At 40.8% G+C, this 23,348-nt stretch carries 19 protein-coding genes, 15 tRNA genes and 3 rRNA genes; 5 read left to right on the forward strand and 32 right to left on the reverse strand.

What is annotated here, in order from left to right:
- Positions 1-38: 38 nt before the first annotated feature.
- Complete coding sequence (gene queG, locus OU989_RS18780; protein ID WP_274794470.1) at positions 39-1,169, reverse strand: tRNA epoxyqueuosine(34) reductase QueG; 1,131 nt, start codon at positions 1,167-1,169, stop codon at positions 39-41.
- Between the two features lie 59 nt (positions 1,170-1,228).
- Here queG and OU989_RS18785 point away from each other — a divergent pair, with 59 nt between their 5' ends.
- From OU989_RS18785 to OU989_RS18795, 3 genes are all read left to right on the forward strand, one after another.
- Positions 1,229-1,918, forward strand: coding sequence for a B3/B4 domain-containing protein (locus tag OU989_RS18785; protein WP_274794471.1), 690 nt, complete (start codon positions 1,229-1,231; stop codon positions 1,916-1,918).
- 15 nt (positions 1,919-1,933) lie between these two features.
- Positions 1,934-2,443, forward strand: coding sequence for a hypothetical protein (locus tag OU989_RS18790; protein ID WP_274794472.1), 510 nt, complete (start codon positions 1,934-1,936; stop codon positions 2,441-2,443).
- A 304-nt stretch (positions 2,444-2,747) separates the two neighbouring features.
- Positions 2,748-4,334, forward strand: a complete 1,587-nt coding sequence (locus OU989_RS18795; RefSeq protein WP_274794473.1) for a catalase — start codon at positions 2,748-2,750, stop codon at positions 4,332-4,334.
- Between the two features lie 45 nt (positions 4,335-4,379).
- Here the strand turns inward: OU989_RS18795 and OU989_RS18800 are convergent, their stop codons facing one another.
- The 3 genes from OU989_RS18800 to nagB all read right to left on the reverse strand — a co-directional run bounded on the left by OU989_RS18800 (position 4,380) and on the right by nagB (position 6,774).
- Entirely contained in the window at positions 4,380-4,778 is a 399-nt protein-coding gene (locus OU989_RS18800) for a cytidine deaminase (protein ID WP_274794474.1), read from the reverse strand.
- A gap of 13 nt (positions 4,779-4,791) precedes the next feature.
- Positions 4,792-5,697, reverse strand: coding sequence for a S66 peptidase family protein (locus OU989_RS18805; RefSeq protein ID WP_274794475.1), 906 nt, complete (start codon positions 5,695-5,697; stop codon positions 4,792-4,794).
- Between the two features lie 363 nt (positions 5,698-6,060).
- Entirely contained in the window at positions 6,061-6,774 is a 714-nt protein-coding gene (gene nagB, locus OU989_RS18810; RefSeq protein ID WP_274794476.1) for a glucosamine-6-phosphate deaminase, read from the reverse strand.
- A 186-nt stretch (positions 6,775-6,960) separates the two neighbouring features.
- Between nagB and OU989_RS18815 the strand changes: the two genes are divergently transcribed.
- Positions 6,961-7,707 (forward strand): arylamine N-acetyltransferase family protein, encoded by a 747-nt coding sequence (locus tag OU989_RS18815; RefSeq protein ID WP_274794477.1) that lies wholly within the window; start codon positions 6,961-6,963, stop codon positions 7,705-7,707.
- Positions 7,708-7,743: 36 nt separating this feature from the next.
- Here the strand turns inward: OU989_RS18815 and OU989_RS18820 are convergent, their stop codons facing one another.
- From OU989_RS18820 to OU989_RS18940, 25 genes are all read right to left on the reverse strand, one after another.
- Positions 7,744-8,829 carry an S-layer homology domain-containing protein gene (locus tag OU989_RS18820; protein ID WP_274794478.1) on the reverse strand — a complete coding sequence of 362 codons (1,086 nt, stop codon included), beginning with the start codon at positions 8,827-8,829 and terminating at the stop codon, positions 7,744-7,746.
- Positions 8,830-8,908: 79 nt separating this feature from the next.
- On the reverse strand, positions 8,909-9,259 hold the full coding sequence (locus OU989_RS18825; RefSeq protein WP_274794479.1) for a VOC family protein: 351 nt from the start codon (positions 9,257-9,259) through the stop codon (positions 8,909-8,911).
- Positions 9,260-9,383: 124 nt separating this feature from the next.
- Positions 9,384-10,070: an ABC transporter ATP-binding protein gene (locus tag OU989_RS18830; RefSeq protein ID WP_274794480.1), complete on the reverse strand. Its 687-nt coding sequence runs from the start codon at positions 10,068-10,070 to the stop codon at positions 9,384-9,386.
- Between the two features lie 2 nt (positions 10,071-10,072).
- Entirely contained in the window at positions 10,073-11,104 is a 1,032-nt protein-coding gene (locus OU989_RS18835; protein ID WP_274794481.1) for an ABC transporter permease, read from the reverse strand.
- A gap of 144 nt (positions 11,105-11,248) precedes the next feature.
- Positions 11,249-12,040, reverse strand: a complete 792-nt coding sequence (locus OU989_RS18840) for a phosphotransferase family protein (protein ID WP_274794482.1) — start codon at positions 12,038-12,040, stop codon at positions 11,249-11,251.
- A gap of 349 nt (positions 12,041-12,389) precedes the next feature.
- The gene (locus OU989_RS18845; protein ID WP_274794483.1) at positions 12,390-12,740 is read right to left on the reverse strand and encodes a hypothetical protein; all 351 of its coding nucleotides are present in this window, start codon (positions 12,738-12,740) and stop codon (positions 12,390-12,392) included.
- 403 nt (positions 12,741-13,143) lie between these two features.
- Positions 13,144-13,224 (reverse strand) — tRNA-Leu (locus OU989_RS18850).
- A gap of 47 nt (positions 13,225-13,271) precedes the next feature.
- Positions 13,272-13,345, reverse strand: a tRNA-Cys gene (locus OU989_RS18855).
- 7 nt (positions 13,346-13,352) lie between these two features.
- Positions 13,353-13,427 (reverse strand) — tRNA-Gly (locus tag OU989_RS18860).
- 5 nt (positions 13,428-13,432) lie between these two features.
- Positions 13,433-13,507: transfer RNA gene (locus OU989_RS18865), tRNA-Gln, on the reverse strand.
- Between the two features lie 4 nt (positions 13,508-13,511).
- Positions 13,512-13,587: transfer RNA gene (locus OU989_RS18870), tRNA-His, on the reverse strand.
- Between the two features lie 12 nt (positions 13,588-13,599).
- Positions 13,600-13,673, reverse strand: a tRNA-Trp gene (locus tag OU989_RS18875).
- A gap of 14 nt (positions 13,674-13,687) precedes the next feature.
- Positions 13,688-13,771: transfer RNA gene (locus OU989_RS18880), tRNA-Tyr, on the reverse strand.
- Positions 13,772-13,778: 7 nt separating this feature from the next.
- Positions 13,779-13,854: transfer RNA gene (locus OU989_RS18885), tRNA-Thr, on the reverse strand.
- A 9-nt stretch (positions 13,855-13,863) separates the two neighbouring features.
- Positions 13,864-13,939: transfer RNA gene (locus OU989_RS18890), tRNA-Phe, on the reverse strand.
- A gap of 17 nt (positions 13,940-13,956) precedes the next feature.
- Positions 13,957-14,032: transfer RNA gene (locus OU989_RS18895), tRNA-Asp, on the reverse strand.
- Between the two features lie 3 nt (positions 14,033-14,035).
- Positions 14,036-14,110: transfer RNA gene (locus OU989_RS18900), tRNA-Met, on the reverse strand.
- A 26-nt stretch (positions 14,111-14,136) separates the two neighbouring features.
- Positions 14,137-14,212 (reverse strand) — tRNA-Val (locus OU989_RS18905).
- A gap of 15 nt (positions 14,213-14,227) precedes the next feature.
- A tRNA-Glu gene (locus OU989_RS18910) sits at positions 14,228-14,302 on the reverse strand.
- 24 nt (positions 14,303-14,326) lie between these two features.
- Positions 14,327-14,418: transfer RNA gene (locus OU989_RS18915), tRNA-Ser, on the reverse strand.
- A 5-nt stretch (positions 14,419-14,423) separates the two neighbouring features.
- Positions 14,424-14,500 (reverse strand) — tRNA-Asn (locus OU989_RS18920).
- Positions 14,501-14,516: 16 nt separating this feature from the next.
- Positions 14,517-14,632 (reverse strand): 5S ribosomal RNA (rrf, locus tag OU989_RS18925).
- 110 nt (positions 14,633-14,742) lie between these two features.
- A 23S ribosomal RNA gene (locus OU989_RS18930) occupies positions 14,743-17,670 on the reverse strand.
- A gap of 305 nt (positions 17,671-17,975) precedes the next feature.
- Positions 17,976-19,527, reverse strand: a 16S ribosomal RNA gene (locus OU989_RS18935).
- The 16S, 23S and 5S rRNA genes sit together here with 15 tRNA genes alongside, the layout of an rRNA operon.
- A gap of 345 nt (positions 19,528-19,872) precedes the next feature.
- On the reverse strand, positions 19,873-20,760 hold the full coding sequence (locus OU989_RS18940; RefSeq protein ID WP_274794484.1) for a nucleotidyltransferase-like protein: 888 nt from the start codon (positions 20,758-20,760) through the stop codon (positions 19,873-19,875).
- A gap of 148 nt (positions 20,761-20,908) precedes the next feature.
- Here OU989_RS18940 and OU989_RS18945 point away from each other — a divergent pair, with 148 nt between their 5' ends.
- On the forward strand, positions 20,909-21,262 hold the full coding sequence (locus tag OU989_RS18945; protein ID WP_274794485.1) for a YgzB family protein: 354 nt from the start codon (positions 20,909-20,911) through the stop codon (positions 21,260-21,262).
- Between the two features lie 19 nt (positions 21,263-21,281).
- On the opposite strand, the gene perR is transcribed toward OU989_RS18945, so the two are convergent.
- The 3 genes from perR to bcp all read right to left on the reverse strand — a co-directional run bounded on the left by perR (position 21,282) and on the right by bcp (position 23,263).
- Positions 21,282-21,725, reverse strand: a complete 444-nt coding sequence (gene perR / locus OU989_RS18950) for a peroxide-responsive transcriptional repressor PerR (protein ID WP_274794486.1) — start codon at positions 21,723-21,725, stop codon at positions 21,282-21,284.
- A 120-nt stretch (positions 21,726-21,845) separates the two neighbouring features.
- The gene (locus OU989_RS18955; RefSeq protein WP_274794487.1) at positions 21,846-22,790 is read right to left on the reverse strand and encodes a D-2-hydroxyacid dehydrogenase; all 945 of its coding nucleotides are present in this window, start codon (positions 22,788-22,790) and stop codon (positions 21,846-21,848) included.
- Positions 22,787-23,263, reverse strand: coding sequence for a thioredoxin-dependent thiol peroxidase (gene bcp, locus OU989_RS18960; protein ID WP_274794488.1), 477 nt, complete (start codon positions 23,261-23,263; stop codon positions 22,787-22,789). Before bcp ends, OU989_RS18955 begins: the two co-directional genes overlap by 4 nt.
- Positions 23,264-23,348: the final 85 nt, after the last annotated feature.

Genomic DNA, 23,348 nt, shown 5'->3' on the forward strand with positions numbered 1-23,348 from the left:
TGACCCCCTCTTTAATTTAGTGGAGAAAATCGACCTCATTACTGAAAAAACTGCAATCCTTTGTTAATTTCAGCAAGCACATCTTCGTCCTGCTCTATAAGATCCGCTTCTTCTAAGGCGACTTTGGCCTGTTCTCCACCTATCTTTCCTAAAGCCCATGCTGCGGTGCCCCGGATGACTGGACGATCATCGTTTTTTAGCAGGCCGATTAAATCCGGTATGGCGGCTTCTTCTTTAAAATGAGCAAGTGCCAAAATGGCATTGCGTTGAATGGGCTTTTTGCCCCGCCAGGAACCTGATACGTGGCCAAACTTTGTCTTAAACTCTCGATTTGAAATGGTTAAGAGCGGTGTCAGTAGTGGCTTAGCAAGTTCTGGATCTGGTTTGAATTCTTCATGTATCGAATTGATTTTCCCTTTATTTTTTGGGCAAACTGTTTGGCATGTATCACAGCCATATAAACGATTACCGATATGACTACGAAACTCATCTGGCAATGTTCCCTTTGTCTGGGTTAGAAAGGCGATGCAGCGCTGGGCATTTAATTGTCCTCCTTCGATTAATGCGCCCGTTGGACATACATCCAAGCACAAACGGCAATCTCCACATTCATCCTCCATTGGCTTATCTGGTGCAAATGGAATGTTTGTGATGAGCTCACCCAAATATACATAAGAGCCAAACTCTGGCGTTATAATCGAGCAGTTTTTACCGCTCCAGCCAATGCCTGCACGTTCTGCTACTGCACGATCTACAAGAGCACCCGTATCAACCATTGATTCAATACGTACACCCTCCACACGTTCCTCAAGCCAAATAGATAATAGCTTTAAACGTTCACGTAATGCTGTATGATAATCGACACCCCATGAAGCACGGCAGAAAATTCCCCGCCTTGCACCTCTTTTACCAGTAGGTGCATTTTCCATACGTGATGGATAGGCAACTGCTATTGCGACAATGCTCTCTGCTTCATTCAATAATTGAAGGGGTTCGGTACGTTTTTCAATATCACTTTCTTCAAAGCCAGACTGATAGCCTAGCTCCTGCTGACGACGCAGTCTGTTTTTAAGTTCTGTAAAGGGAGCTGCTGTGGTAAAACCTATTTTATCAACGCCAATGGACATGGCATATGCCACAAAGTCACGTTGTAGGTCATCTAAGTTCATTTTATTTCCAACTCCTTACATGGTACAATAGTAGAAATAGATAAAGTAGGTGAAGTTCTTTGGAAATTTCCATTAACCAATCTCTATTAGCACAACATCCCGAGCTAAAAATCGGCATTATTCATTATACCAAAATTGTCGTTGCAGAATCCCCTCAAATGATTAAAGGTAGAATGCAATTGTATCAGGAAAACCTTTATTTAGAATTGCAGGATCATCCTGTTACTCAGCTAGAGGGTATTGCTGAATGGCGAAAGCTATGGAAAAAACTCGGTGCTGATCCAAACCGTTATCGTCACTCAGCAGAAAGCTTAATGCGCCGAATTAGTAAACAAAATTATTTAACACCTCTTCATTCAGGTGTTGATTTGAATAATTTTTTCTCTCTCCAATACGAAATGCCAATTGGTCTATATGATGTCTCGAAAATCAAAGAGTTTGTAGAAATTACTTTAGGTCATGAAGAAGTTGGCTACGAAGGTTTAAATGGTCGTTTTAATACATTAAAAAATATTCTCTACAGTCGTGATGAGGTAGGTGGATTTGGTTCACCTTTCGTAGATTCTACACGTACAGCTGTTACAGAAGAAACAACTGAGGCGTTACAGCTATTTTATCTTCGACCATCCTTAACAAATGAAGCTGCAAACGACCTTCTTATGTCAGCAGGAAAAATGTTTAATCAAATTCATGGCGGTGACTATCAAATCGCTCTCTTGTCTAACGATGCACCATCTACAACACTATAAAAAGGACGTGTTTTCGTGATTAACCTTGCAGAAGCTGTTAAATTAAAAAGTATATTAGGAAAGAAAACTCAAGAACTTGTGAGTGAATTACATCGCAGTGCTTTTGTAACAGTAGAAAAAGGACAAGCTCCTAAAACAAGTTATCGTGCGATGCCGCTAATTGAAGCTGAATTAGCACAGGTTCGTTTAGATGCACGCACATTAGATCGTTTAGTATATGAAGCGAATATCCAAAACTCAGTAGATTTTAAAGGGCAAAAACTAGCTCTGGTGGAAGCCATTGAACTAGCAACACAGCTCCGTGCCGAGGCTGAACTTTGTAAAGAATTCAGCATGCGTGAAAAAGAAAGTGTCCGATTTGGCTATGGTGAAAATGCGTTGTTATACGAAATCGCCATGTATGAACCCGACGACTATCGAGAACGTGCGATTAAACTTGAAAAAGATGCACATAAATTATCCAATCTTATTAATTCGAAAAATTATAGTATACAAATTAATTTTGATGACTCTCGTTATTTCTAGACTCGGGGCGGTGAGACTCCAAACCGAGGTTGGATGTGCTGTTTTCAAATTAGCTTTTTCTGCTAACTTAGTTTAAACCAATTCCAAGTGACCTGTTACTGTATGACCGATGACTAATGACCAACCATAGGCAAAAGCCATACTCAAAACAACTTGATTCCGTTTGAAAACGCCATCCGAAGCTCTCCTACATTTATGTAAGGAGAGCTTTTTTATTGGCTCACACAATAGGCTTAGATTTTTAATGTCTAGTTTGCCCCATTCAAGGACAAAATGGAAGTATCTATAGGAAAGGGGTCATACTATGACAAAGCAAAATGATTCAACCCATGAGCAAGATACAACATTGACAAATCGACAGGGTCATCCGATTACAAACAACCAAAACCTAAGAACAATCGGTAATCGTGGTCCAGCAACTCTTGAAAATTATGATTTTCTAGAGAAACTGAGTCACTTTGACCGAGAAAGAGTTCCAGAGCGAGTTGTCCATGCTCGTGGTGCAGGGGCACATGGCTATTTTGAAACGTATGGTGTTGTTGGTGACGATCCGATTTCTAAATATACACGTGCCAAAGTCTTTCAGGAAAAAGGGAAGAAAACGCCTGTCTTTGTACGTTTCTCAACCGTTATACATGGTGGACACTCCCCCGAAACATTACGTGACCCTCGAGGCTTTGCGGTTAAGTTTTATACAGAGGATGGAAACTGGGATTTGGTAGGCAATAATTTAAAGATTTTCTTCATTCGCGATGCCATTAAATTTCCAGACATGATTCATGCTTTTAAGCCTGATCCTATTACGAATATACAGAATGTTGAACGTTTCTTTGATTTTTGTGCGAGCTCGCCAGAAACATTCCATATGGTCACTTTTGTGTACTCCCCTTGGGGCATTCCAGCTAACTATCGGATGATGCAAGGCTCTGGCGTTAATACGTATAAGTGGGTTAATAATGAGGGGAAAGCAGTACTCGTTAAATACCATTGGGAACCGCTTCAAGGTATTAAAAATTTAACACAAAAGGAAGCAGAAGAAATTCAAAAGAAGAATTTCAATCATGCCACACAGGATTTGTATGACGCGATTGAACGTGGGGAATATCCTGAATGGGAGCTACATGTGCAAATTATGGAGGACGGCCCACATCCTGAGCTTGATTTTGATCCACTGGATGATACAAAGCTTTGGCCAAACGATCAATTCCCATGGTATCCGGTCGGCAAAATGGTGTTAAATAAAAATCCTGAAGATTATTTTGCAGAGGTGGAACAAGCTACTTTCGGCACAGGGGTACTTGTCGATGGCTTAGATTTTTCGGATGATAAAATGTTGCAAGGTCGTACTTTCTCTTATTCCGATACACAGCGTCATCGTGTAGGAGCCAACTATTTGCAATTACCGATTAACGCACCTAAAAAACGGGTTGCAACCAATCAACATGGTGGGCAAATGATGTATAAGCGTGATTTGGCACCTGGTCAAAATCCACATATTAATTATGAACCATCCATGTTGAATGGTTTAAAGGAAGCCACACAGACAGGCAAGGAATATACACCTTATGTAGAAGGAAATCTTGTTCGAGAATCGATTGATCGTCAAAGTAATACGAAGCAAGCAGGTGAAACCTACCGTAACTTTGAGCAATGGGAACGTGATGAGCTTCTTGAAAATTTAATTCGTGACTTAGCTGTCTGTCATGAAGATATTCAAAACGCCATGATAGCTCTTGCGGAAGAAGCGGATGAAGAATATGGCCGCTTACTAAAAGAAGGATTACAAAAGGCCAGAGAACATTCCTCTACTTCTAAGCCACTTGGCAATATTGATGGCAATCAAGCGCCTCAAGATGCAATAAATAAAGGTCATGATGCTGAGCCTTATTAACAAAGCAAAAAAAGACATTACATATTTTGTAATGTCTTTTTTGTATTATTGATATGCTCTATACCAATGATAGGGCTGTATTTCTTTCAATGATTTAAATAGTAATTCACCATCTGGGTTGGTAATGGCTGCTTTGACATTCTCTCCCCAATAAAAAAGTCTTTCCTGGCAAACCCCACATGGTGTAAGCACTACAAACTCTGATTTTTCATTTTCTCGAGCTACACAAATCGAATGCGTAACCTTTACATTAAATTTATGTGCCTCTAGTATAGCACCTGTTTCCATACATAGTTCAGTAGCTGCATTGATTACCTCTGGTGCAACACTTGTTAAAATCTGTCCATTTTCGGTATATAACGCTGCAGCTCCTCCCCATCCAGAGGGGTATCTTTTTTCTGCTAATGCTATTGCAGCCTCATAGAGTACTTTTTCAATAGCCATCTTCATCCCCCTCTCATTCATGCACGCCAGGTAAAATCCGCAACACCTTTTCCTGCGCATCTAAAATAGCATCTACTCCGAACGGGATGGCAATATTCGTTGTTTCATGTCCAATCTTAAAGCCAGCCACAACTGGAATGCCTAAATCCCCAAAATATTCCTTCATTAATAGATGTAATGCCGTTTCATCAGATTTTGTCTGTGTAAATGAGCCAATGACAACACCTGCGAGCTGTTCTAACTTTCTTGCTTGTTTTAATTGCTGAAGCATCGAATCAATTCCTGAGATCGTTTCCCCCATTTCCTCTATTAATAAAATACGGCCCTCTGTTTGCACTTCAAATTTAGTTCCTAATGTGCTGACAAGACGATTGAGATTACCTCCGATCATTTCACCTCGTGCCACACCACCAGCAATCGTTGTTAAGGGAGAGATCGCCTCTGTATACTGAATTTCGATCGGAGAAAATAATTGTAAGAACATTTTCTTCGATAAATCATCTATCTTACTAGCTGACATCAACATTGGTCCGTGAAATGTCACTAGATGAGCATACTCATTTATCGCACAATGTAAATATGTAAGATCTGAAAACCCCCAAAATATTTTAGGATTTTCTTCTAATAAAGCATAATCAATTTTTTCAGCTATTCGTGCAGAGCCGTAGCCCCCCTTTGCACAAAAGATTGCTTTGACCTCCGGATTTTTCACCATTTCATGCAGGTCACTTAATCTCGTCTCATCATCCCCAGCCAAATAATCATGTTTGGCATGGATCGTATCACCGATAATATAGCGAAGACCCAATTCATCTAAAAATGCTAATGCTTCCCCTAGCTTTTCAGGTTCTACAACACTTGAAAGGGCAACAACACCAACTAGATCTCCCTTTTCTAAATGTGGTACGGTACTTTTCAACACAATCCCTCCTCTGTTTTCCTAATTCTAGCATACCAATACTCTGCAAGCATTGAATAGTCTCCTGAAAGGTAATGATATCTTCTGCTCTATTGATGCACGAGGTTTGCTCCAAGATTAGGTGAACCCGCTCATAGTAGCATGAAATCCGCTCCTAGATGGAATGAAGACGCTCAATAAGAGAAGAGAATCGTTCTTAGCTAAGGGGAAAACGCTCAAAAACGGGTGCGATCCGCTCCAAAGTAGTGCGAAGGCGCTCAGAAACCAGTGTTATCTACTTTAAGCTAAGTCGTTAGTAGTGTATTTTCCAGAAAAAAACAAAAAGCAAAGACCTCAATCATAAGAAGTCCTTGCTTATTATGTTTATTTTGTTCCACCAAAGATAATTGTAACATTTGGATGGTTTAATAATTGACTTGCAGGGAATTCTTCCGTCACATGACCACTTTTTAATTTTTCAATAGCATCAAGTTTCTTTTCCCCAAAGGCAATAAGGACAATTTCTTTGGCCTTCATAATGGATTGAATCCCCATTGTAATTGCATGTGTTGGTACTTCAGAAGGATCATTAAAATAAATAGCATTTTCTGTTCTTGTAGACTCAGTTAATTCTACAATATTGGTCATAGAATCAAACGGAGTACCAGGCTCATTAAAACCTATATGTCCATTTACCCCGATTCCTAAAAGCTGTAAATCTATTCCCCCTGCTTCTTTAATTCGCTCATCATAAGCTACACACTCAGCAGTTAAATCTGCTGTCTTACCATTTGGCAAATGAATATTCTCCGGCTGTATATCCACAAAATTAAATAAATTCTCATGCATAAATGTCCAGTAGCTTGCAGGACTAGTTTGTTCAAGACCGACATATTCATCCAAGTTAAACGTTTGAATATTCTTAAATGATAAACGATCTGCTTGATGTCGTTTCACTAATTCCTTATACATGCCTACAGGTGAACCGCCTGTTGCTAATCCTAAAATGCTATCAGGCTTCTCTTGTATTTGTTTGGAGAAAATATTCGCGGCAACTTCGCTCATTTCCTCATATGTATTCACTTCTATCCATTTCATTATGCTTACCATACCTACCTTACGTTCATTATTATTAACTAAAATGTAAAATATTTCACTTTATAGTAGCTAATATATTAATTTTACTAGTTATATAACTATTTTTCTATCATTTCCTTGTTAATATTATGCGTGTAATCTTAGGCTGTTTCGGTTATGTTATTAGTATGGAAGTGAGGCGATTTTATGAATTCACAGATTCAGCTTTATTTACAGCAAATTCAATTTCAAGGATCTTTGGAGCCAACCATCCAATTACTTGGAAAGCTCCAAACTAAGCATCTATTGACCATTCCCTATGAAAATTTAGATGTGGCCTTGAACCGTGGTATCTCCTTCGCTATTCCTGATTTATTTCAAAAAATAATTATTAATCGGCGTGGCGGAAATTGCTTTGAACTCAATATTTTATTTAGTTGGCTCTTACGGGAGCTTGGCTTTTCCGTAACCAATCGCTATGCTCAATTTTGGCGCAACGTGGCAGAAAACACTCCTGTAGAAGAGATTCCCATGCATCAGCTTTTATTAGTAAATGACGCTGGACAATCCTATATATCAGATGTGGGTGTAGGTGCTTTAGCCCCCTGTAAGCCTGTACCTTTAATTGCAGGACATCAACACCGTGAAGGCGGTGAGTTATATAAAGTAGAACGGGATGAAATAAATGGTTGGATGCTTTTCGAGCAAGCAAAACAAAACTGGCGTTTGCTCTATAGTTTTCGTGACGATGCAAATGATGCTATGTTTGCTCCCAGACTCTCTAAGCAAAAAAATAAAATTGCTATGATTCGAACGGCTCATGGACGTCATACTATGATGAACAACGAATTTAGAATCTATGAAGGATCCTCCTTAACAACCTATACAACACAGAATGATAAGGAATGGCTACAAGCACTTCAGCGGTTTTTTCATATAACTTTACATGCTTAAAGCAAGCCCACTTTAAAAAGGAGGCTTGCTTTCTGTTTATTTCATTGTACGATTAAGTAACTCGTAAACGACAATATCATTGTGTAGCTCTTTGACTAAACCAATCTCATCGACAAAATAATAAGTTTTTACTACATCACTATAAATTGATTTTTCTTCAAGTATTATCACACCTGAATATTGCACATCACCCGCCTGAACAGTACCGTTAGTTGTTTTAACTGTCACTCGTACACCAGACGAAACTCCAGGATCATCTTCATGTAACATGACACCTATTCTAAGAGGTAGTTCCAAATATAAGTCGTAATGTGTGTTAGCCTTATCAGCAATAGCCTGACCATATATACGATCATGACCATACAACAGCTCATTAGGAAATGTTTGAGCTGAACTTAAATTTTGAACCGTCCATACATCATTTTTACCGTCATGATGATGATACTGGTAGTTTAACGTATAACGTTTATGATCATTTAAAGAATAATAGGCATACGTATAAACAAAAGTAGGATCTTTTAATAGGTTAGGTCTAGCCAGGGTCATCGCTCGTGCCAAAAACGCTGAGAAATGGGCTCGTGTAACAGGTTTATTTGGCTGAAATGACCCATCCTCATAGCCCCTTACTAAATGATTATGAGCCAGTGCTAAAATTTCCTTATACCCTGGTGTCTGTTCCGTTACATCTGAAAAATAATAGGAATCGGTGCCTTTTAATTGGAAAGCCCGTTGCAGCACAATAGCCATTTGTCCCCTGGTAATCATTGAATCTGGATTAAATTTATCAGCTGAATCAAAAATACCCTTATTTTCTACTGCAGCTATTTCTTTATAATACTTATGCGCTGTCGTTACATCCTGAAAGTTTGGATTTTCTACATTAATTGTATTTAAACCCAAAGCACGAGTTAACATTACAGCTACCTGTGCTTTTGTAACATTTTCATTCGGTTTGAATAAGGTTTTGGAGTAGCCTTTTATAATATCCTGCTCCACCAAATAATCAATTTCTGTCATCAATGTATCATCAGCTATATCTATAAAACTAGCCGCCTTTGCTTCCTTAGGTAATATGCCAATAGTTATCAGGATTAAACATACTATTTTCAATAGGTTTTTCATGTCATTCCTCCTCCATCGATTCTTTACCCTAAAAACTACTTCTTAAAAATTAAAAAAGCCTCTTCTTTAAGAGGCTTTTTTATTTATATTGAATTAATCCTATGCCTATTCCAGTCGGATCAACCAAATAGGCAAGAAAAAAATTATCAAATTCCATTTTATCTCGCAAAATAGAAGCATCATTGTTTTTTGCCTGTTCAATCACTTCATCAATGGCATCTACTTCAATTTGAATACGAGTACCATGTGGAAAATCGCTTGGTCCTTTACCTATTCCACCATCAATCCCTTTTATCTCTTCGTTCCCTGTCGTAACTTCTCTATAATCCCAAAAGGGGGGTGCCACCTCCCAGCCAAACACCTTATTATAAAACGCAGCTGCTTTCTCTGGATCTTGACTATTTAATTCAAAACCGACCACTCTTCCCATATATATCCTCCTCTACATATTGAAGCATAATGTTTAGTTCAATAAACTAGATAAGATTTCCTCTTTATTTAATTAAAAAATGACATTAATATTTAGTTTTATCAATTAGTGTTAGCCTAAAAACTTACTGTATGGTTTGTAATACAATTCCATCATTCATTTTAACAATACGGTCTGTATAAGCTAACATTTCTTCATCATGCGTCACCATCAACGTTGTAATCTTTAATGTTTTGGTTAATTCTCTGAGTAAAAACATAATTTCTTGAGAACGCTGGGAATCTAAGCTAGCTGTTGGCTCATCAGCAAATAATACTTTAGGTTGATGGATGATCGCACGTGCAATTGCAACACGCTGTTTTTCCCCACCTGATAATGAAGAAGGATAAGCTTTTTTACGATGAGCCATTCCCACCAATTGTAATAAGCGATTCACTTCATACTGCTGTTCATGACTCTTTAATGGAGATTCAGCTACATCTAGCATTAATAGCAGCTGCTCCTCCACTGTAAGAAAGGGTACGAGATGCGCGAATTGAAAGACAAAGCCAAATTTACTAGCACGCAACTTTCGTATCTGTTCAGTGCTCATCTTTGTAAGATTTTGTTCCTCAAAGAGTACTTGCCCTTCAGTTGCTTTCTGCAATCCAGCTGCTATCGTTAACAATGTACTTTTCCCTGAACCAGAGGCACCAACCAATGCCGTAATTTCTCCCTCTTTTAATGAAAGATTAATGCCTTTCAAAATTTCTTCTTCGACTTCGCCATTTTTAAACGTTTTTCTTACTGCATCGATTGTAAATAACGTCATGATTAAGCCTCCCCTTGTTGTATAGCTTGTAACGGTTCAATTTTTTTAATTTGTAGCCCTGACAATGTCGCTCCGATAAAACCAATGATGAGGAACACCATGGATAATTGTGTTGTTGTACCAAATGTTAAGGTGAAGGGCATTCCTTTGGGAGCAACTACATTGAAAACCTGGCTAAGACTGACTGATACCACAAGTGATAGAGCTGTAATAATAACCATTTGAGTCCAAATCATTTTGAACAACCTACTTGTTTTTAAACCAATTGCTTTTAAAATGCCGTACAAACCAATTTTTTGTACATTCATCATATAGAAGAAAATAGCGAATAGCATGCCGCTAATCACAACTAAAAACCAAATGATCATGTTTAAGGACAACTGTTCCGCATTATAGCTAGGAATAGTATTGAGAAATTCTTTATTGCTATATGCCTGAAGCTCATTAATGTCCTCTGCTCCGCTGTTTGGTACAAAAATTAGCTGCATATCTTTTACTCGGTACATTTCCTGGTAGGCCTCTTTACTAATATAAGCGACAGGCGAATGACTAAATTTCTTTTGCTCTACAAACCCTTTGACAATAAATTCTCCACTGTATTGATTATTCGTCAATACGTCACCAATCTGAATCCCTTTTTCCTGCAACGAGCTATCTAAAATAACCTCACCTTGATGTACATTTTTAAACAGTGTGGATTCCGTAGATGAAACAAAAGCAACACTCTGCTGTTTATCGTCCTTATCATTTAAAAAGCCCATTTGAATCGAAAAAGCCACTGCCTCTTTCTCTTTACCCATTACCTCCTGCTGAAGATTGCTATCGATTCTCGAAAGATTAAACGTACCCTCTGCATCCTCAGCCATGTAAAAATGTCCCTTTGGTAAATCTTTAATTAATGCTGCATTATCTTGTGACAGGCCATTTGCCAAACCTGAAATAATAAATGTTAAAAAGCTTACTAGAAAAATAATGGAGCCCAAAATTAAAAACCGTACTTTATTCTTCTTTATTTCCTTCCAGGCAAGATTCATCCTTAACCCCTCCATTTCGTTGATACCCATATCTTAAAATTGTTAAATGAACGGAGAATGAACTAATATAAAAAAGACATAGAAAACAAAAAACCACTCAAAGATATTTTTATCCTTTAGAGTGGTTGAAGGTTTATTAATTTTTTAAAAAAATTCATATAATCCATTTTTAAAATAGTTGTATTCACTTTCGTCTATTAACTTTACGCCATACCCTTCATAAAAAATTTGTTTATCTATTTCTGTTTCAAATGCCCATGGCTTAGGACGAACTGCTAAAGCAACATCATATCGTGGGTCACCCCATGCTCCAGCGCTCCAATCAATTATTCCCGAAATCCTCCGATTATGTACAAGTACATTATCAATTGTGAAATCACCATGAATAAAGGTTTGCTGAGTTATCTTTGGTTTGTGTCTCTTCAACCTACTTAACAATTCAGCTGTGCCATCTACTTTATAATTTTTCATATTAAACTCAGCTTGTTCTAGCATATCGTCTATCCATGCTGTGTCCTTTATTAACTCCTCTGGACATGGAGTTGAATGAATGGCAGATAGCAACTTTCCAAAGTTAAATAGTATTTCATGTCTATTTTCTGTATTACCCTCTTTTTCTAGAGCGCTTCTAACGGTGTCGCCTTCTAAATATGCCATTAAAGCCCATGACTGATTTTGTAATGGTTGTTCGATAAAATAATATAGCCTCGGAGTAAGTAAAGCAGATGCTGCTAGATTTTTAAGTACCCATGCTTCTTTCGATAACCAAGCACAGAATGGCATTCCTTTTGCTCTTTTTAAAACGAATGTCCCTCTTTTAGAATTAAGAATTCCTACATCCGATGTATGTCCCTGTCTAGGAAAATGAATATTAATAACTGCTCCGACATACTCGACGATCTCTTTAGGTATTTCGTTTAGTTGTATGGGTTTCAAAATTTTCAACACCTCAGCTTTGATGTATTAACTTCTACTTTACCATCTATAAATTCAATTCTTTGTTATCTTTTCCTTTCTATGCAACAACATTTTTGTATGGTCCACAATGTTAGAGTTGTAATTGAAAGAATAATTATTGGGATAGTTAAATATCATATAAAAATAAGAGAATCCTTTTGAATAGAAGGTTAAAGTGTAGCGAGTATAAGGCTTCTTAAAAGTAATATGTAAACTTTCCTTTTATATAAGCATTGCTGCTTCCTCATAAGCTCTTGGTGGAAGTCGCTATCTCAAAATGTTTTTTAGCATTTCAATTATTTTCTTTTAACCTTATGCATTTATAGTTTCATAGCGTTTTTATATACTTTATGAGGTTATCAATATTTTGCGAATTATATTCCTCCTCTGACAAAAGATAGTAACCACTTTTCGAAAAATCAATGTGACTAAGTAAACTTTTTAAATATGGAGAAATCAAAACTAATACGCCATCATTTTCTAATAATTCCTCTGGAGATTCATACCCATGAGTTACTTCTACATTAAAAGTACTCAAATTATTTTCTTTTAGTGAATCTTCTATGGTTTTTTTCAGTCTCGATGACCTTTTTTTCAAAAAGAATCCTTCTCGATCTAAACCAGTTGCAAATCCTCTAAACCCCATTGCTAATTTTGGATAAATATAAATCGTTTTCATTATAATCATCCTTTCAAAAAAATTATAATCCTTTTAATACTAATCATAAATTTTCTCCAACTTCTATTTTATGTAATATTCATTCATATATTCATTATATTTCCATTTTATTATATCATGTATAGAACATTAGAGACATGATTATAGCTGTGTTAAGTAAATTCATACTGTCCCTTAAATAGCTCTCTTGCTTTTACTAGGTTTAAAATCTAGACTAAGATTAGAAGAATTGTTGGAACCTCTCATAAAACCTTTTTTTAGATAATGAGCTTGTGTAAACATAATCAATTCTACTCGTTTTCGATCGTATTCCTAGGAAATACAAAAAGCTCACAAACCTTGATAGTACAAGGTTTGTGAGCTTTCTAAACTTACTAAATGTAACGTATATATAACGTAATGATACCGGTGGTCGGGGTCGAACCGACACTCCAAAGGAACACGATTTTGAGTCGTGCGCGTCTGCCAATTCCGCCACACCGGCATAATGGAGATAAAAAAAATCGGATAAACCGATTATCAGATAAAATATGGAGGCGGCAACCGGATTTGAACCGGTGATAAGGGTGTTGCAGACCCGTGCCTTACCACTTGGCTATGCCGCCATCATATTGGAGCGGAAGACGAGGTTCGAACTCGCGACCCCCACCTTGGCAAGGTGGTGTTCTACCACTGAACTACTTCCGCAAAAATGGCTGGGGTACTAGGATTCGAACCTAGGCATGACGGAATCAAAATCCGTTGCCTTACCGCTTGGCTATACCCCAACAATGGGGCGACTGATGGGAATCGAACCCACGAATGCCGGAACCACAATCCGGTGCGTTAACCACTTCGCCACAATCGCCATAAAATTAATTGGCAGGGGCAGTAGGAATCGAACCCACACCAAAGGTTTTGGAGACCTCTATTCTACCGTTGAACTATGCCCCTATAGTAAAAAAAACTGGTGGAGGGGGACGGATTCGAACCGCCGAACCCTAAGGAGCGGATTTACAGTCCGCCGCGTTTAGCCACTTCGCTACCCCTCCGGAAAAATGGTGCCGGCTATAGGAATCGAACCCACGACCTACTGATTACAAGTCAGTTGCTCTACCTGCTGAGCTAAACCGGCAAAAAAATATGGTGGGTCAGGACGGAATCGAACCGCCGACACTTAGAGCTTCAATCTAATGCTCTACCAACTGAGCTACTGACCCATATTTAAAAAAATAAATGGCGGTCCCGACCGGGATCGAACCGGCGATCTCCTGCGTGACAGGCAGGCATGTTAACCGCTACACCACGGGACCATTTGGTTGCGGGGGCCGGATTTGAACCAACGACCTTCGGGTTATGAGCCCGACGAGCTACCACTGCTCCACCCCGCGATAATACTATGTTGTTATGAAAAATATGGTGGAGGATGACGGGCTCGAACCGCCGACCCTCTGCTTGTAAGGCAGATGCTCTCCCAGCTGAGCTAATCCTCCATCTGGGTATTTAAATGGTGACCCCTACGGGATTCGAACCCGTGTTACCGCCGTGAAAGGGCGGTGTCTTAACCACTTGACCAAGGGGCCTTCGTTTGGAATAAATCAAAGTGCTGGCGGAGAGTAAGGGATTTGAACCCTTGAGACAGTGTTAACCGCCTACACGATTTCCAATCGTGCTCCTTCGGCCACTCGGACAACTCTCCAAGAATGGCTCCGAAGGCAGGACTCGAACCTGCGACAACCTGATTAACAGTCAGGTGCTACTACCAACTGAGCTACTTCGGAATAATTTTAGTATATAGCCTAGCGATGTCCTACTCTCACAGGGGGAAGCCCCCAACTACCATCGGCGCTAAAGAGCTTAACTTCCGTGTTCGGTATGGGAACGGGTGTGACCTCTTTGCCATCATCACTAGACTATTTGAAAGACAATACCTATTATAACATATTTTATCAAAATTACAAGTATATTATAATATTTTATTCTTTCAAAACTGGATAAACGTGCATTGACTGCTTCAAACAATTTGGTTAAGTCCTCGATCGATTAGTATTCGTCAGCTCCATGTGTCACCACACTTCCACCTCGAACCTATCTACCTCATCGTCTTTGAGGGATCTTACTTACTTGCGTAATGGGAAATCTCATCTTGAGGGGGGCTTCATGCTTAGATGCTTTCAGCACTTATCCCGTCCACACATAGCTACCCAGCGATGCCTTTGGCAAGACAACTGGTACACCAGCGGTGTGTCCATCCCGGTCCTCTCGTACTAAGGACAGCTCCTCTCAAATTTCCTACGCCCACGACGGATAGGGACCGAACTGTCTCACGACGTTCTGAACCCAGCTCGCGTACCGCTTTAATGGGCGAACAGCCCAACCCTTGGGACCGACTACAGCCCCAGGATGCGATGAGCCGACATCGAGGTGCCAAACCTCCCCGTCGATGTGGACTCTTGGGGGAGATAAGCCTGTTATCCCCGGGGTAGCTTTTATCCGTTGAGCGATGGCCCTTCCATGCGGAACCACCGGATCACTAAGCCCGTCTTTCGACCCTGCTCGACTTGTAGGTCTCGCAGTCAAGCTCCCTTGTGCCTTTACACTCTACGAATGATTTCCAACCATTCTGAGGGAACCTTTGGGCGCCTCCGTTACCTTTTAGGAGGCGACCGCCCCAGTCAAACTGTCCGCCTGACACTGTCTCCTGCCCCGCTAAGGGGCATGGGTTAGAATTTCAATACAACCAGGGTAGTATCCCACCGACGCCTCCTTCGAAGCTGGCGCTCCGAGATCTCTGGCTCCTACCTATCCTGTACAAGTTGTACCAAAATTCAATATCAGGCTACAGTAAAGCTCCACGGGGTCTTTCCGTCCTGTCGCGGGTAACCTGCATCTTCACAGGTACTATAATTTCACCGAGTCTCTCGTTGAGACAGTGCCCAGATCGTTACGCCTTTCGTGCGGGTCGGAACTTACCCGACAAGGAATTTCGCTACCTTAGGACCGTTATAGTTACGGCCGCCGTTTACTGGGGCTTCAATTCGCAGCTTCGCTTGCGCTAACCACTCCTCTTAACCTTCCAGCACCGGGCAGGCGTCAGCCCCTATACGTCACCTTACGGTTTTGCAGAGACCTGTGTTTTTGCTAAACAGTCGCCTGGGCCTATTCACTGCGGCTCTCATGCGCTTGCACGCTCAAGAGCACCCCTTCTCCCGAAGTTACGGGGTCATTTTGCCGAGTTCCTTAACGAGAGTTCTCTCGCACACCTTAGGATTCTCTCCTCGACTACCTGTGTCGGTTTGCGGTACGGGCACCTCTCACCTCGATAGAGGCTTTTCTTGGCAGTGTGAAATCAGGAACTTCGTCCATACGGACTCGCCATCACAGCTCAACGTTACAGTGTGCGGATTTGCCTACACACACGCCTTACTGCTTGGACGCGCATAACCAACAGCGCGCTTACCCTATCCTACTGCGTCCCCCCATTTCTCAAACGGTGAGGAGGTGGTACAGGAATATCAACCTGTTGTCCATCGCCTACGCCTGTCGGCCTCGGCTTAGGTCCCGACTAACCCTGAGCGGACGAGCCTTCCTCAGGAAACCTTAGTCATACGGTGGACGGGATTCTCACCCGTCTTTCGCTACTCATACCGGCATTCTCACTTCTAAGCGCTCCACCAGTCCTTCCGGTCTGACTTCAACGCACTTAGAACGCTCTCCTACCACTGACATCGTAGATGTCAATCCACAGCTTCGGTGAATCGTTTAGCCCCGATACATTTTCGGCGCAGCGTCACTCGACCAGTGAGCTATTACGCACTCTTTAAATGATGGCTGCTTCTAAGCCAACATCCTGGTTGTCTGTGCAACGCCACATCCTTTTCCACTTAACGATTACTTTGGGACCTTAGCTGGTGGTCTGGGCTGTTTCCCTTTTGACTACGGATCTTATCACTCGCAGTCTGACTCCCGTGTATAAATATCTGGCATTCGGAGTTTGTCTGAATTCGGTAAACCGGGATGGCCCCCTAGTCCAAACAGTGCTCTACCTCCAGTATTCTCATCACGAGGCTAGCCCTAAAGCTATTTCGGAGAGAACCAGCTATCTCCAAGTTCGATTGGAATTTCTCCGCTACCCACACCTCATCCCCGCACTTTTCAACGTGCGTGGGTTCGGGCCTCCAGTAAGTGTTACCTTACCTTCACCCTGGACATGGGTAGATCACCTGGTTTCGGGTCTACGACCACGTACTATTTCGCCCTATTCAGACTCGCTTTCGCTGCGGCTCCGCCTTCTAAAGCTTAACCTTGCACGTAATCGTAACTCGCCGGTTCATTCTACAAAAGGCACGCTATCACCCATTAACGGGCTCTAACTACTTGTAGGCACACGGTTTCAGGATCTCTTTCACTCCCCTCCCGGGGTGCTTTTCACCTTTCCCTCACGGTACTGGTTCACTATCGGTCACTAGGTAGTATTTAGCCTTGGGAGATGGTCCTCCCGGATTCCGACGGAATTTCACGTGTTCCGCCGTACTCAGGATCCACTCAGGAGAGAACGAACTTTCGACTACAGGGCTTTTACCTGCTCTGGCGGACCTTTCCAAGTCGCTTCATCTAACTCGCTCTTTTGTAACTCCGTATAGAGTGTCCTACAACCCCAAGAGGCAAGCCTCTTGGTTTGGGCTCTTCCCGTTTCGCTCGCCGCTACTCAGGGAATCGATTTTTCTTTCTCTTCCTCCAGGTACTTAGATGTTTCAGTTCCCTGGGTCTGCCTTCAAGACGCTATGTATTCACGTCAAGATACTACGCGATTAAACGTAGTGGGTTCCCCCATTCGGAAATCTCCGGATCAAAGCTCACTTACAGCTCCCCGAAGCATATCGGTGTTAGTGCCGTCCTTCTTCGGCTCCTAGTGCCAAGGCATTCGCCGTGCGCCCTTAATAACTTAACCTACAGCTTTCAATACACATCGCATTTCGTTGTCAGCTTCACTCGTTCAATCAGTCACGTACTGAAGTACGCTCCTTCATTCACTCGATTGCTTCCTAGAACTGCTTGTGTCTTGAAACCTTACTAATGTTATTAAGCCTATAAAAAACTTAAAAAATAAATGTGTTTGTTACAATTTCAATGTCGTTTTATCCAGTTTTCAAAGAACAAGTTTTGAAGTATTTCATTCGGAAGAATGAACCTTCAAAACTGAACGCAAAACGTAATCTTACAAACCCTAGGTTTGTATTCCGAAATAATCCTTAGAAAGGAGGTGATCCAGCCGCACCTTCCGATACGGCTACCTTGTTACGACTTCACCCCAATCATCTATCCCACCTTCGGCGGCTGGCTCCAAAAGGTTACCTCACCGACTTCGGGTGTTACAAACTCTCGTGGTGTGACGGGCGGTGTGTACAAGGCCCGGGAACGTATTCACCGCGGCATGCTGATCCGCGATTACTAGCGATTCCGGCTTCATGTAGGCGAGTTGCAGCCTACAATCCGAACTGAGAACGACTTTATCGGATTAGCTCCCTCTCGCGAGTTGGCAACCGTTTGTATCGTCCATTGTAGCACGTGTGTAGCCCAGGTCATAAGGGGCATGATGATTTGACGTCATCCCCACCTTCCTCCGGTTTGTCACCGGCAGTCACCTTAGAGTGCCCAACTAAATGATGGCAACTAAGATCAAGGGTTGCGCTCGTTGCGGGACTTAACCCAACATCTCACGACACGAGCTGACGACAACCATGCACCACCTGTCACCGTTGCCCCCGAAGGGGAAACTATATCTCTACAGTGGTCAACGGGATGTCAAGACCTGGTAAGGTTCTTCGCGTTGCTTCGAATTAAACCACATGCTCCACCGCTTGTGCGGGCCCCCGTCAATTCCTTTGAGTTTCAGTCTTGCGACCGTACTCCCCAGGCGGAGTGCTTAATGCGTTAGCTGCAGCACTAAGGGGCGGAAACCCCCTAACACTTAGCACTCATCGTTTACGGCGTGGACTACCAGGGTATCTAATCCTGTTTGCTCCCCACGCTTTCGCGCCTCAGCGTCAGTTACAGACCAGAAAGTCGCCTTCGCCACTGGTGTTCCTCCAAATCTCTACGCATTTCACCGCTACACTTGGAATTCCACTTTCCTCTTCTGCACTCAAGTCCCCCAGTTTCCAATGACCCTCCACGGTTGAGCCGTGGGCTTTCACATCAGACTTAAAGGACCGCCTGCGCGCGCTTTACGCCCAATAATTCCGGACAACGCTTGCCACCTACGTATTACCGCGGCTGCTGGCACGTAGTTAGCCGTGGCTTTCTAATAAGGTACCGTCAAGGTACAGCCAGTTACTACTGTACTTGTTCTTCCCTTACAACAGAGTTTTACGATCCGAAAACCTTCTTCACTCACGCGGCGTTGCTCCATCAGGCTTTCGCCCATTGTGGAAGATTCCCTACTGCTGCCTCCCGTAGGAGTCTGGGCCGTGTCTCAGTCCCAGTGTGGCCGATCACCCTCTCAGGTCGGCTACGCATCGTCGCCTTGGTGAGCCGTTACCTCACCAACTAGCTAATGCGCCGCGGGCCCATCCTATAGCGACAGCCGAAACCGTCTTTCAGTGTTCCACCATGAGGTGGAACAGATTATTCGGTATTAGCCCCGGTTTCCCGGAGTTATCCCAAACTATAAGGTAGGTTGCCCACGTGTTACTCACCCGTCCGCCGCTAACGTCAAAGGAGCAAGCTCCTTCTCTGTTCGCTCGACTTGCATGTATTAGGCACGCCGCCAGCGTTCGTCCTGAGCCAGGATCAAACTCTCCATAAAAGAAATTTGATTAGCTCAAATTGTTTTGCTGGCATCAATTTTGATGTCCAAAATTTTGTTTTGTTCACTAGCTGAAGCTAGTTACTTAAAACTTTATTGATTACGTTTTGCTTGTTCAGTTTTCAAGGTTCATTTTTAAGTCGTTTTTCAGCGACTTCTTTATATTAACATCTCACTCAAATCATGTCAACTACTTTTTAAAAAAGTTTTTTGTGTTTTTCATTGAGTTTTTGTTATGTCTTAGCGACAATTAATATAATACAATACTAAGATATTATTCGTCAACTATTTTTCTAAAAAAATATCGAGGTATTTTTAAATACCTCGATTACAAGCATACTACAGTCATAGCTCCATTTCTAGAGCTTCTTTATTTACCTTGTAATGACGGTGAAAAATCATATCACTTTTCGCAGCAATTGGTTCTATTTGAATGTAGCCTTTATCCACTAAATACTCTACAAACACTTCTAAATCTACTGAGTAATTCATGAGCTCATGATGATCATGCAATTCCTGAATAGTCCACATATCTTTTGTTTGCATGACTTCTAAAATATGCTGTGCTCCATCACGTGTACGAGAATGTATTAAAAACTCACTTGCTAAAAATAATAACTCTAAGCGCTTTTCTATCGGCTCATTACTTGTGACAAGCTCTTCATATAATTTATAGATGGCTGGCTCGATTTTTTTTACCTGTGCCCAGACCGTTACTTCAGGGTACAATCCACTATCTATAATAGAGAGACGGCCTAAATGATGTAGGGAATCAACCACATGATTATAAGCATCCAAGTAACTCCCTTTATCAAAGTACTCTTTCCCTTCTAGATAACGACGAATCAACTTCGAAAATTGGATACCAGTTTTAATTTTACGTCCACTGTAAGGGAATTCCTGCAATTCAATTTTTAATTTATGCAAAAATTCATTACGATCAAATAAAACTCTTCCAAAGAAAATCCAATCGACTACCTTCTTATTAGAACCAATAAGCAACCATTTTCTTATTAATTTCTCCGTAACAGTATGTAGAGCAACTTTATTTCCTTCATATAGGTAATGTTTCGAAAAGACAGGCTGCTCTGCTTCTTTTACGATAATTAGTAATACTGTATCAAAAGTATCTGTAACGTTACTTTTTTCCTCACGCTTTTCCACTAAAATGACGCCTAGTGTGTTCGACTGACTTGCACGTTCTTGGTATATTGGACGCAAGACTTGCTCCATGTTCAGCCCCCCTTTTTCATGTAGATTCCATTGTTCCGTTAAAAATTCGACATACTCTAAAAGTATTCCTTCTTTCAACCTTCTCAAAGCTAAAATACTTTGCCCTTATATGTTATAGTAGATTTTAGATTGGGAGGCAAGATGAAAAATGAAACCTTATAAAAGTAAAATTAATAAAATTCGTTCATTCGCATTAGCACTAATCTTTATCGGTTTTATTGTTATGTATGGAGGTATTTTCTTTAAAAATAGCCCGATACTAGTTTTAATTTTTATGACACTTGGGGTTTTATGTATTATCGGAAGTACAGTTGTATATGCATGGATAGGATTATTGTCAACAAGAGCTGTACAAGTTGAATGCCCGAATTGTCATAAACACACAAAAGTATTAGGTCGTGTAGATATGTGCATGTACTGCAATGAACCTTTAACACTTGATCCTTCTCTAGAAGGTAAAGAGTTCGATCAATCCTATAATCATAAAGCAAAAAAATCCTAGCCCATTAAGAGCTAGGATTTTATTGTATTTTAGCAGTTACTTCTTTACATGATGGACAAGTGCCGTATATCTCTAAACGATGCGAGTGCACATCAAAGCCAGTTACCTGAGATGCAAAATGCTCAATTTCGTCGAGTCCAGGATAATGGAAATCGACAATCTTGCCACAGCATTCACAAATCATATGATAATGATCATTTGTCACGAAATCAAAGCGACTTGAAGCATCTCCATAAGTCAGCTCTTTCACAAGACCCACCTCACGAAATACGCGCAGGTTGTTATAGACAGTCGCTACACTCATATTAGGAAACTTGCCCTCAAGTGCTTTATAAATTTCATCGGCAGTAGGATGTGCCATTGATTGAATCAAATATTCCAAAATAGCATGACGCTGAGGAGTAATACGTACACCAGTTGTTTTTAACGTGTCCAGTGCATCCTGTAAATGCGTTGCAGACATCGTCATGCACCTCTTCCATAAGTATTATTAATTTATAATTGTTATAATTAGTGTATCCAATTCGCACTACTTCGTCAACAATCACATACTCTTTATCCTTCTTCTAACAATGGCTATCCCTTAATATCCCCTTGATAAATCCATAACATTTTCTAAATCAGTATCGCCCTTCAGCCATTTTATCAGACTTGGCTTAAAGATCTCTAAGCTTCGTTCAACATAACGAGAAGAATGACTTGAAATATGTGGCGATACAATAACATTTGAGAAGGACCATAATGGACTATCCGATGACAAAGGTTCTACTTCAAATACATCTAAAACAGCGTAGCCAATTTGCTCTGTTGCAATTGCTTGAATAAGCACCTTCTCATCAACCAAGTTCCCTCGACCAAAATTCATGAAAATAGCACTGCTTTTCATGGCAACAAAATGCTCTTCTTTTAATAAATGCGTTGTTTCTGGTGTTTTTGGTAACACAGAAATGACGATATCTGCATTGGGTAAGGCTTCTTTTAATTGGGCAAAGCTAATCATACTATCCATATAGGCCGCTTCTTTCCTCGAACGGTTGCAGCCAATCGTCGTTACTCCAAAAGCCTGCAATAAACGTCCAACTTCCGAGCCAATAGCACCTGGCCCCAAAATTAGCGCTGTGCTATCTCGTAATTCGGTTTGCTTTGCTTTTTTGGACCATTCACTTTTCTTTTGTTGCTCATACATCCATGGCAAAGCACGTTTAATCGCTAAAATATGGGCTAGCATTGATTCTGCCATTGGTGTTTTATGAATTCCCCGTACATTGGAAACTAAAATACCACGTTCCATAATAGCTCGGGCTGGCATTTTTTCTATACCTGCTGAAGCAACGAAAATCCATTTCAACTTAGTTGCATATTGGATATTCTCTTCTGTTAAATCTTCACCATATGTAACTAAAATATCAGCTTGCTGAAGCTCTTCATTTGATAATCCACTGTCAAATACAAAATCAAGCTGTGGAAAATCGGTTAGCAACGACTCACGTAAATCCGGTCTAGGTTCAAATGTAAAATAAACTCTCATTTCTCTGCCTCCCGTTCTGCTAAATAGGCATAAACTTCTTCAATATGATTTTTCACACGTACTTTGCGCCAAGCTTTTACAAGCTTACCCTCCGTATCAATTAAAAACGTTGAACGCTCTATGCCCATAAATTCCCGACCATACATTTTCTTTAAAACCCAAACACCGTATGCTTCAGCAACTGCATGATCCTCATCAACTAATAGTGAGAACGGTAAGCCGTGCTTATCAATAAATTTCGTATGTTTAGTTGCATCATCTGGACTTACTCCAAGAACAGCAGCATTTAAATGACTGAAGTCCTCAAACTTATCTCGAAAATCACATGCTTCTGTCGTGCAGCCTGGTGTCATATCCTTTGGGTAGAAATATAAAATAACATTCTGACCTTTAAAATCAGATAAATGCACCATTTCCCCCTTTTCGTTCATTAGAGAAAAATTTGGCGCCTTTTGTCCTTCCAGTAAAGTCATAACAATCTCCTCCTTTGTAGGTTCTATTTTACTCTAAGTAACAAATCAAGTCATATCTCTTAATTTCTTTGGATTTCTTACAACG

Origin of the sequence: Lysinibacillus irui (assembly GCF_028877475.1) — a bacterium.
Taxonomy (GTDB): Bacteria; Bacillota; Bacilli; order Bacillales_A; family Planococcaceae; genus Lysinibacillus; species Lysinibacillus irui.

Bases quoted from the DNA above. Each gene is read 5' to 3' on its own strand.
- queG (WP_274794470.1), bottom strand. From the start codon at position 1,169: ATGAACTTAGATGACCTACAACGTGACTTTGTGGCATATGCCATGTCC.
- OU989_RS18845 (WP_274794483.1), bottom strand. From the start codon at position 12,740: ATGAAAACGATTTATATTTATCCAAAATTAGCAATGGGGTTTAGAGGA.
- bcp (WP_274794488.1), bottom strand. From the start codon at position 23,263: ATGACTTTACTGGAAGGACAAAAGGCGCCAAATTTTTCTCTAATGAAC.
- OU989_RS18800 (WP_274794474.1), bottom strand. From the start codon at position 4,778: ATGGCTATTGAAAAAGTACTCTATGAGGCTGCAATAGCATTAGCAGAA.
- OU989_RS18820 (WP_274794478.1), bottom strand. From the start codon at position 8,829: ATGAAAAACCTATTGAAAATAGTATGTTTAATCCTGATAACTATTGGC.
- perR (WP_274794486.1), bottom strand. From the start codon at position 21,725: ATGTCTGCAACGCATTTACAGGATGCACTGGACACGTTAAAAACAACT.
- OU989_RS18825 (WP_274794479.1), bottom strand. From the start codon at position 9,259: ATGGGAAGAGTGGTCGGTTTTGAATTAAATAGTCAAGATCCAGAGAAA.
- OU989_RS18940 (WP_274794484.1), bottom strand. From the start codon at position 20,760: ATGGAGCAAGTCTTGCGTCCAATATACCAAGAACGTGCAAGTCAGTCG.
- nagB (WP_274794476.1), bottom strand. From the start codon at position 6,774: ATGAAATGGATAGAAGTGAATACATATGAGGAAATGAGCGAAGTTGCC.
- OU989_RS18795 (WP_274794473.1), top strand. From the start codon at position 2,748: ATGACAAAGCAAAATGATTCAACCCATGAGCAAGATACAACATTGACA.
- OU989_RS18955 (WP_274794487.1), bottom strand. From the start codon at position 22,790: ATGAGAGTTTATTTTACATTTGAACCTAGACCGGATTTACGTGAGTCG.
- OU989_RS18945 (WP_274794485.1), top strand. From the start codon at position 20,909: ATGAAACCTTATAAAAGTAAAATTAATAAAATTCGTTCATTCGCATTA.
- OU989_RS18830 (WP_274794480.1), bottom strand. From the start codon at position 10,070: ATGACGTTATTTACAATCGATGCAGTAAGAAAAACGTTTAAAAATGGC.
- OU989_RS18815 (WP_274794477.1), top strand. From the start codon at position 6,961: ATGAATTCACAGATTCAGCTTTATTTACAGCAAATTCAATTTCAAGGA.
- OU989_RS18835 (WP_274794481.1), bottom strand. From the start codon at position 11,104: ATGAATCTTGCCTGGAAGGAAATAAAGAAGAATAAAGTACGGTTTTTA.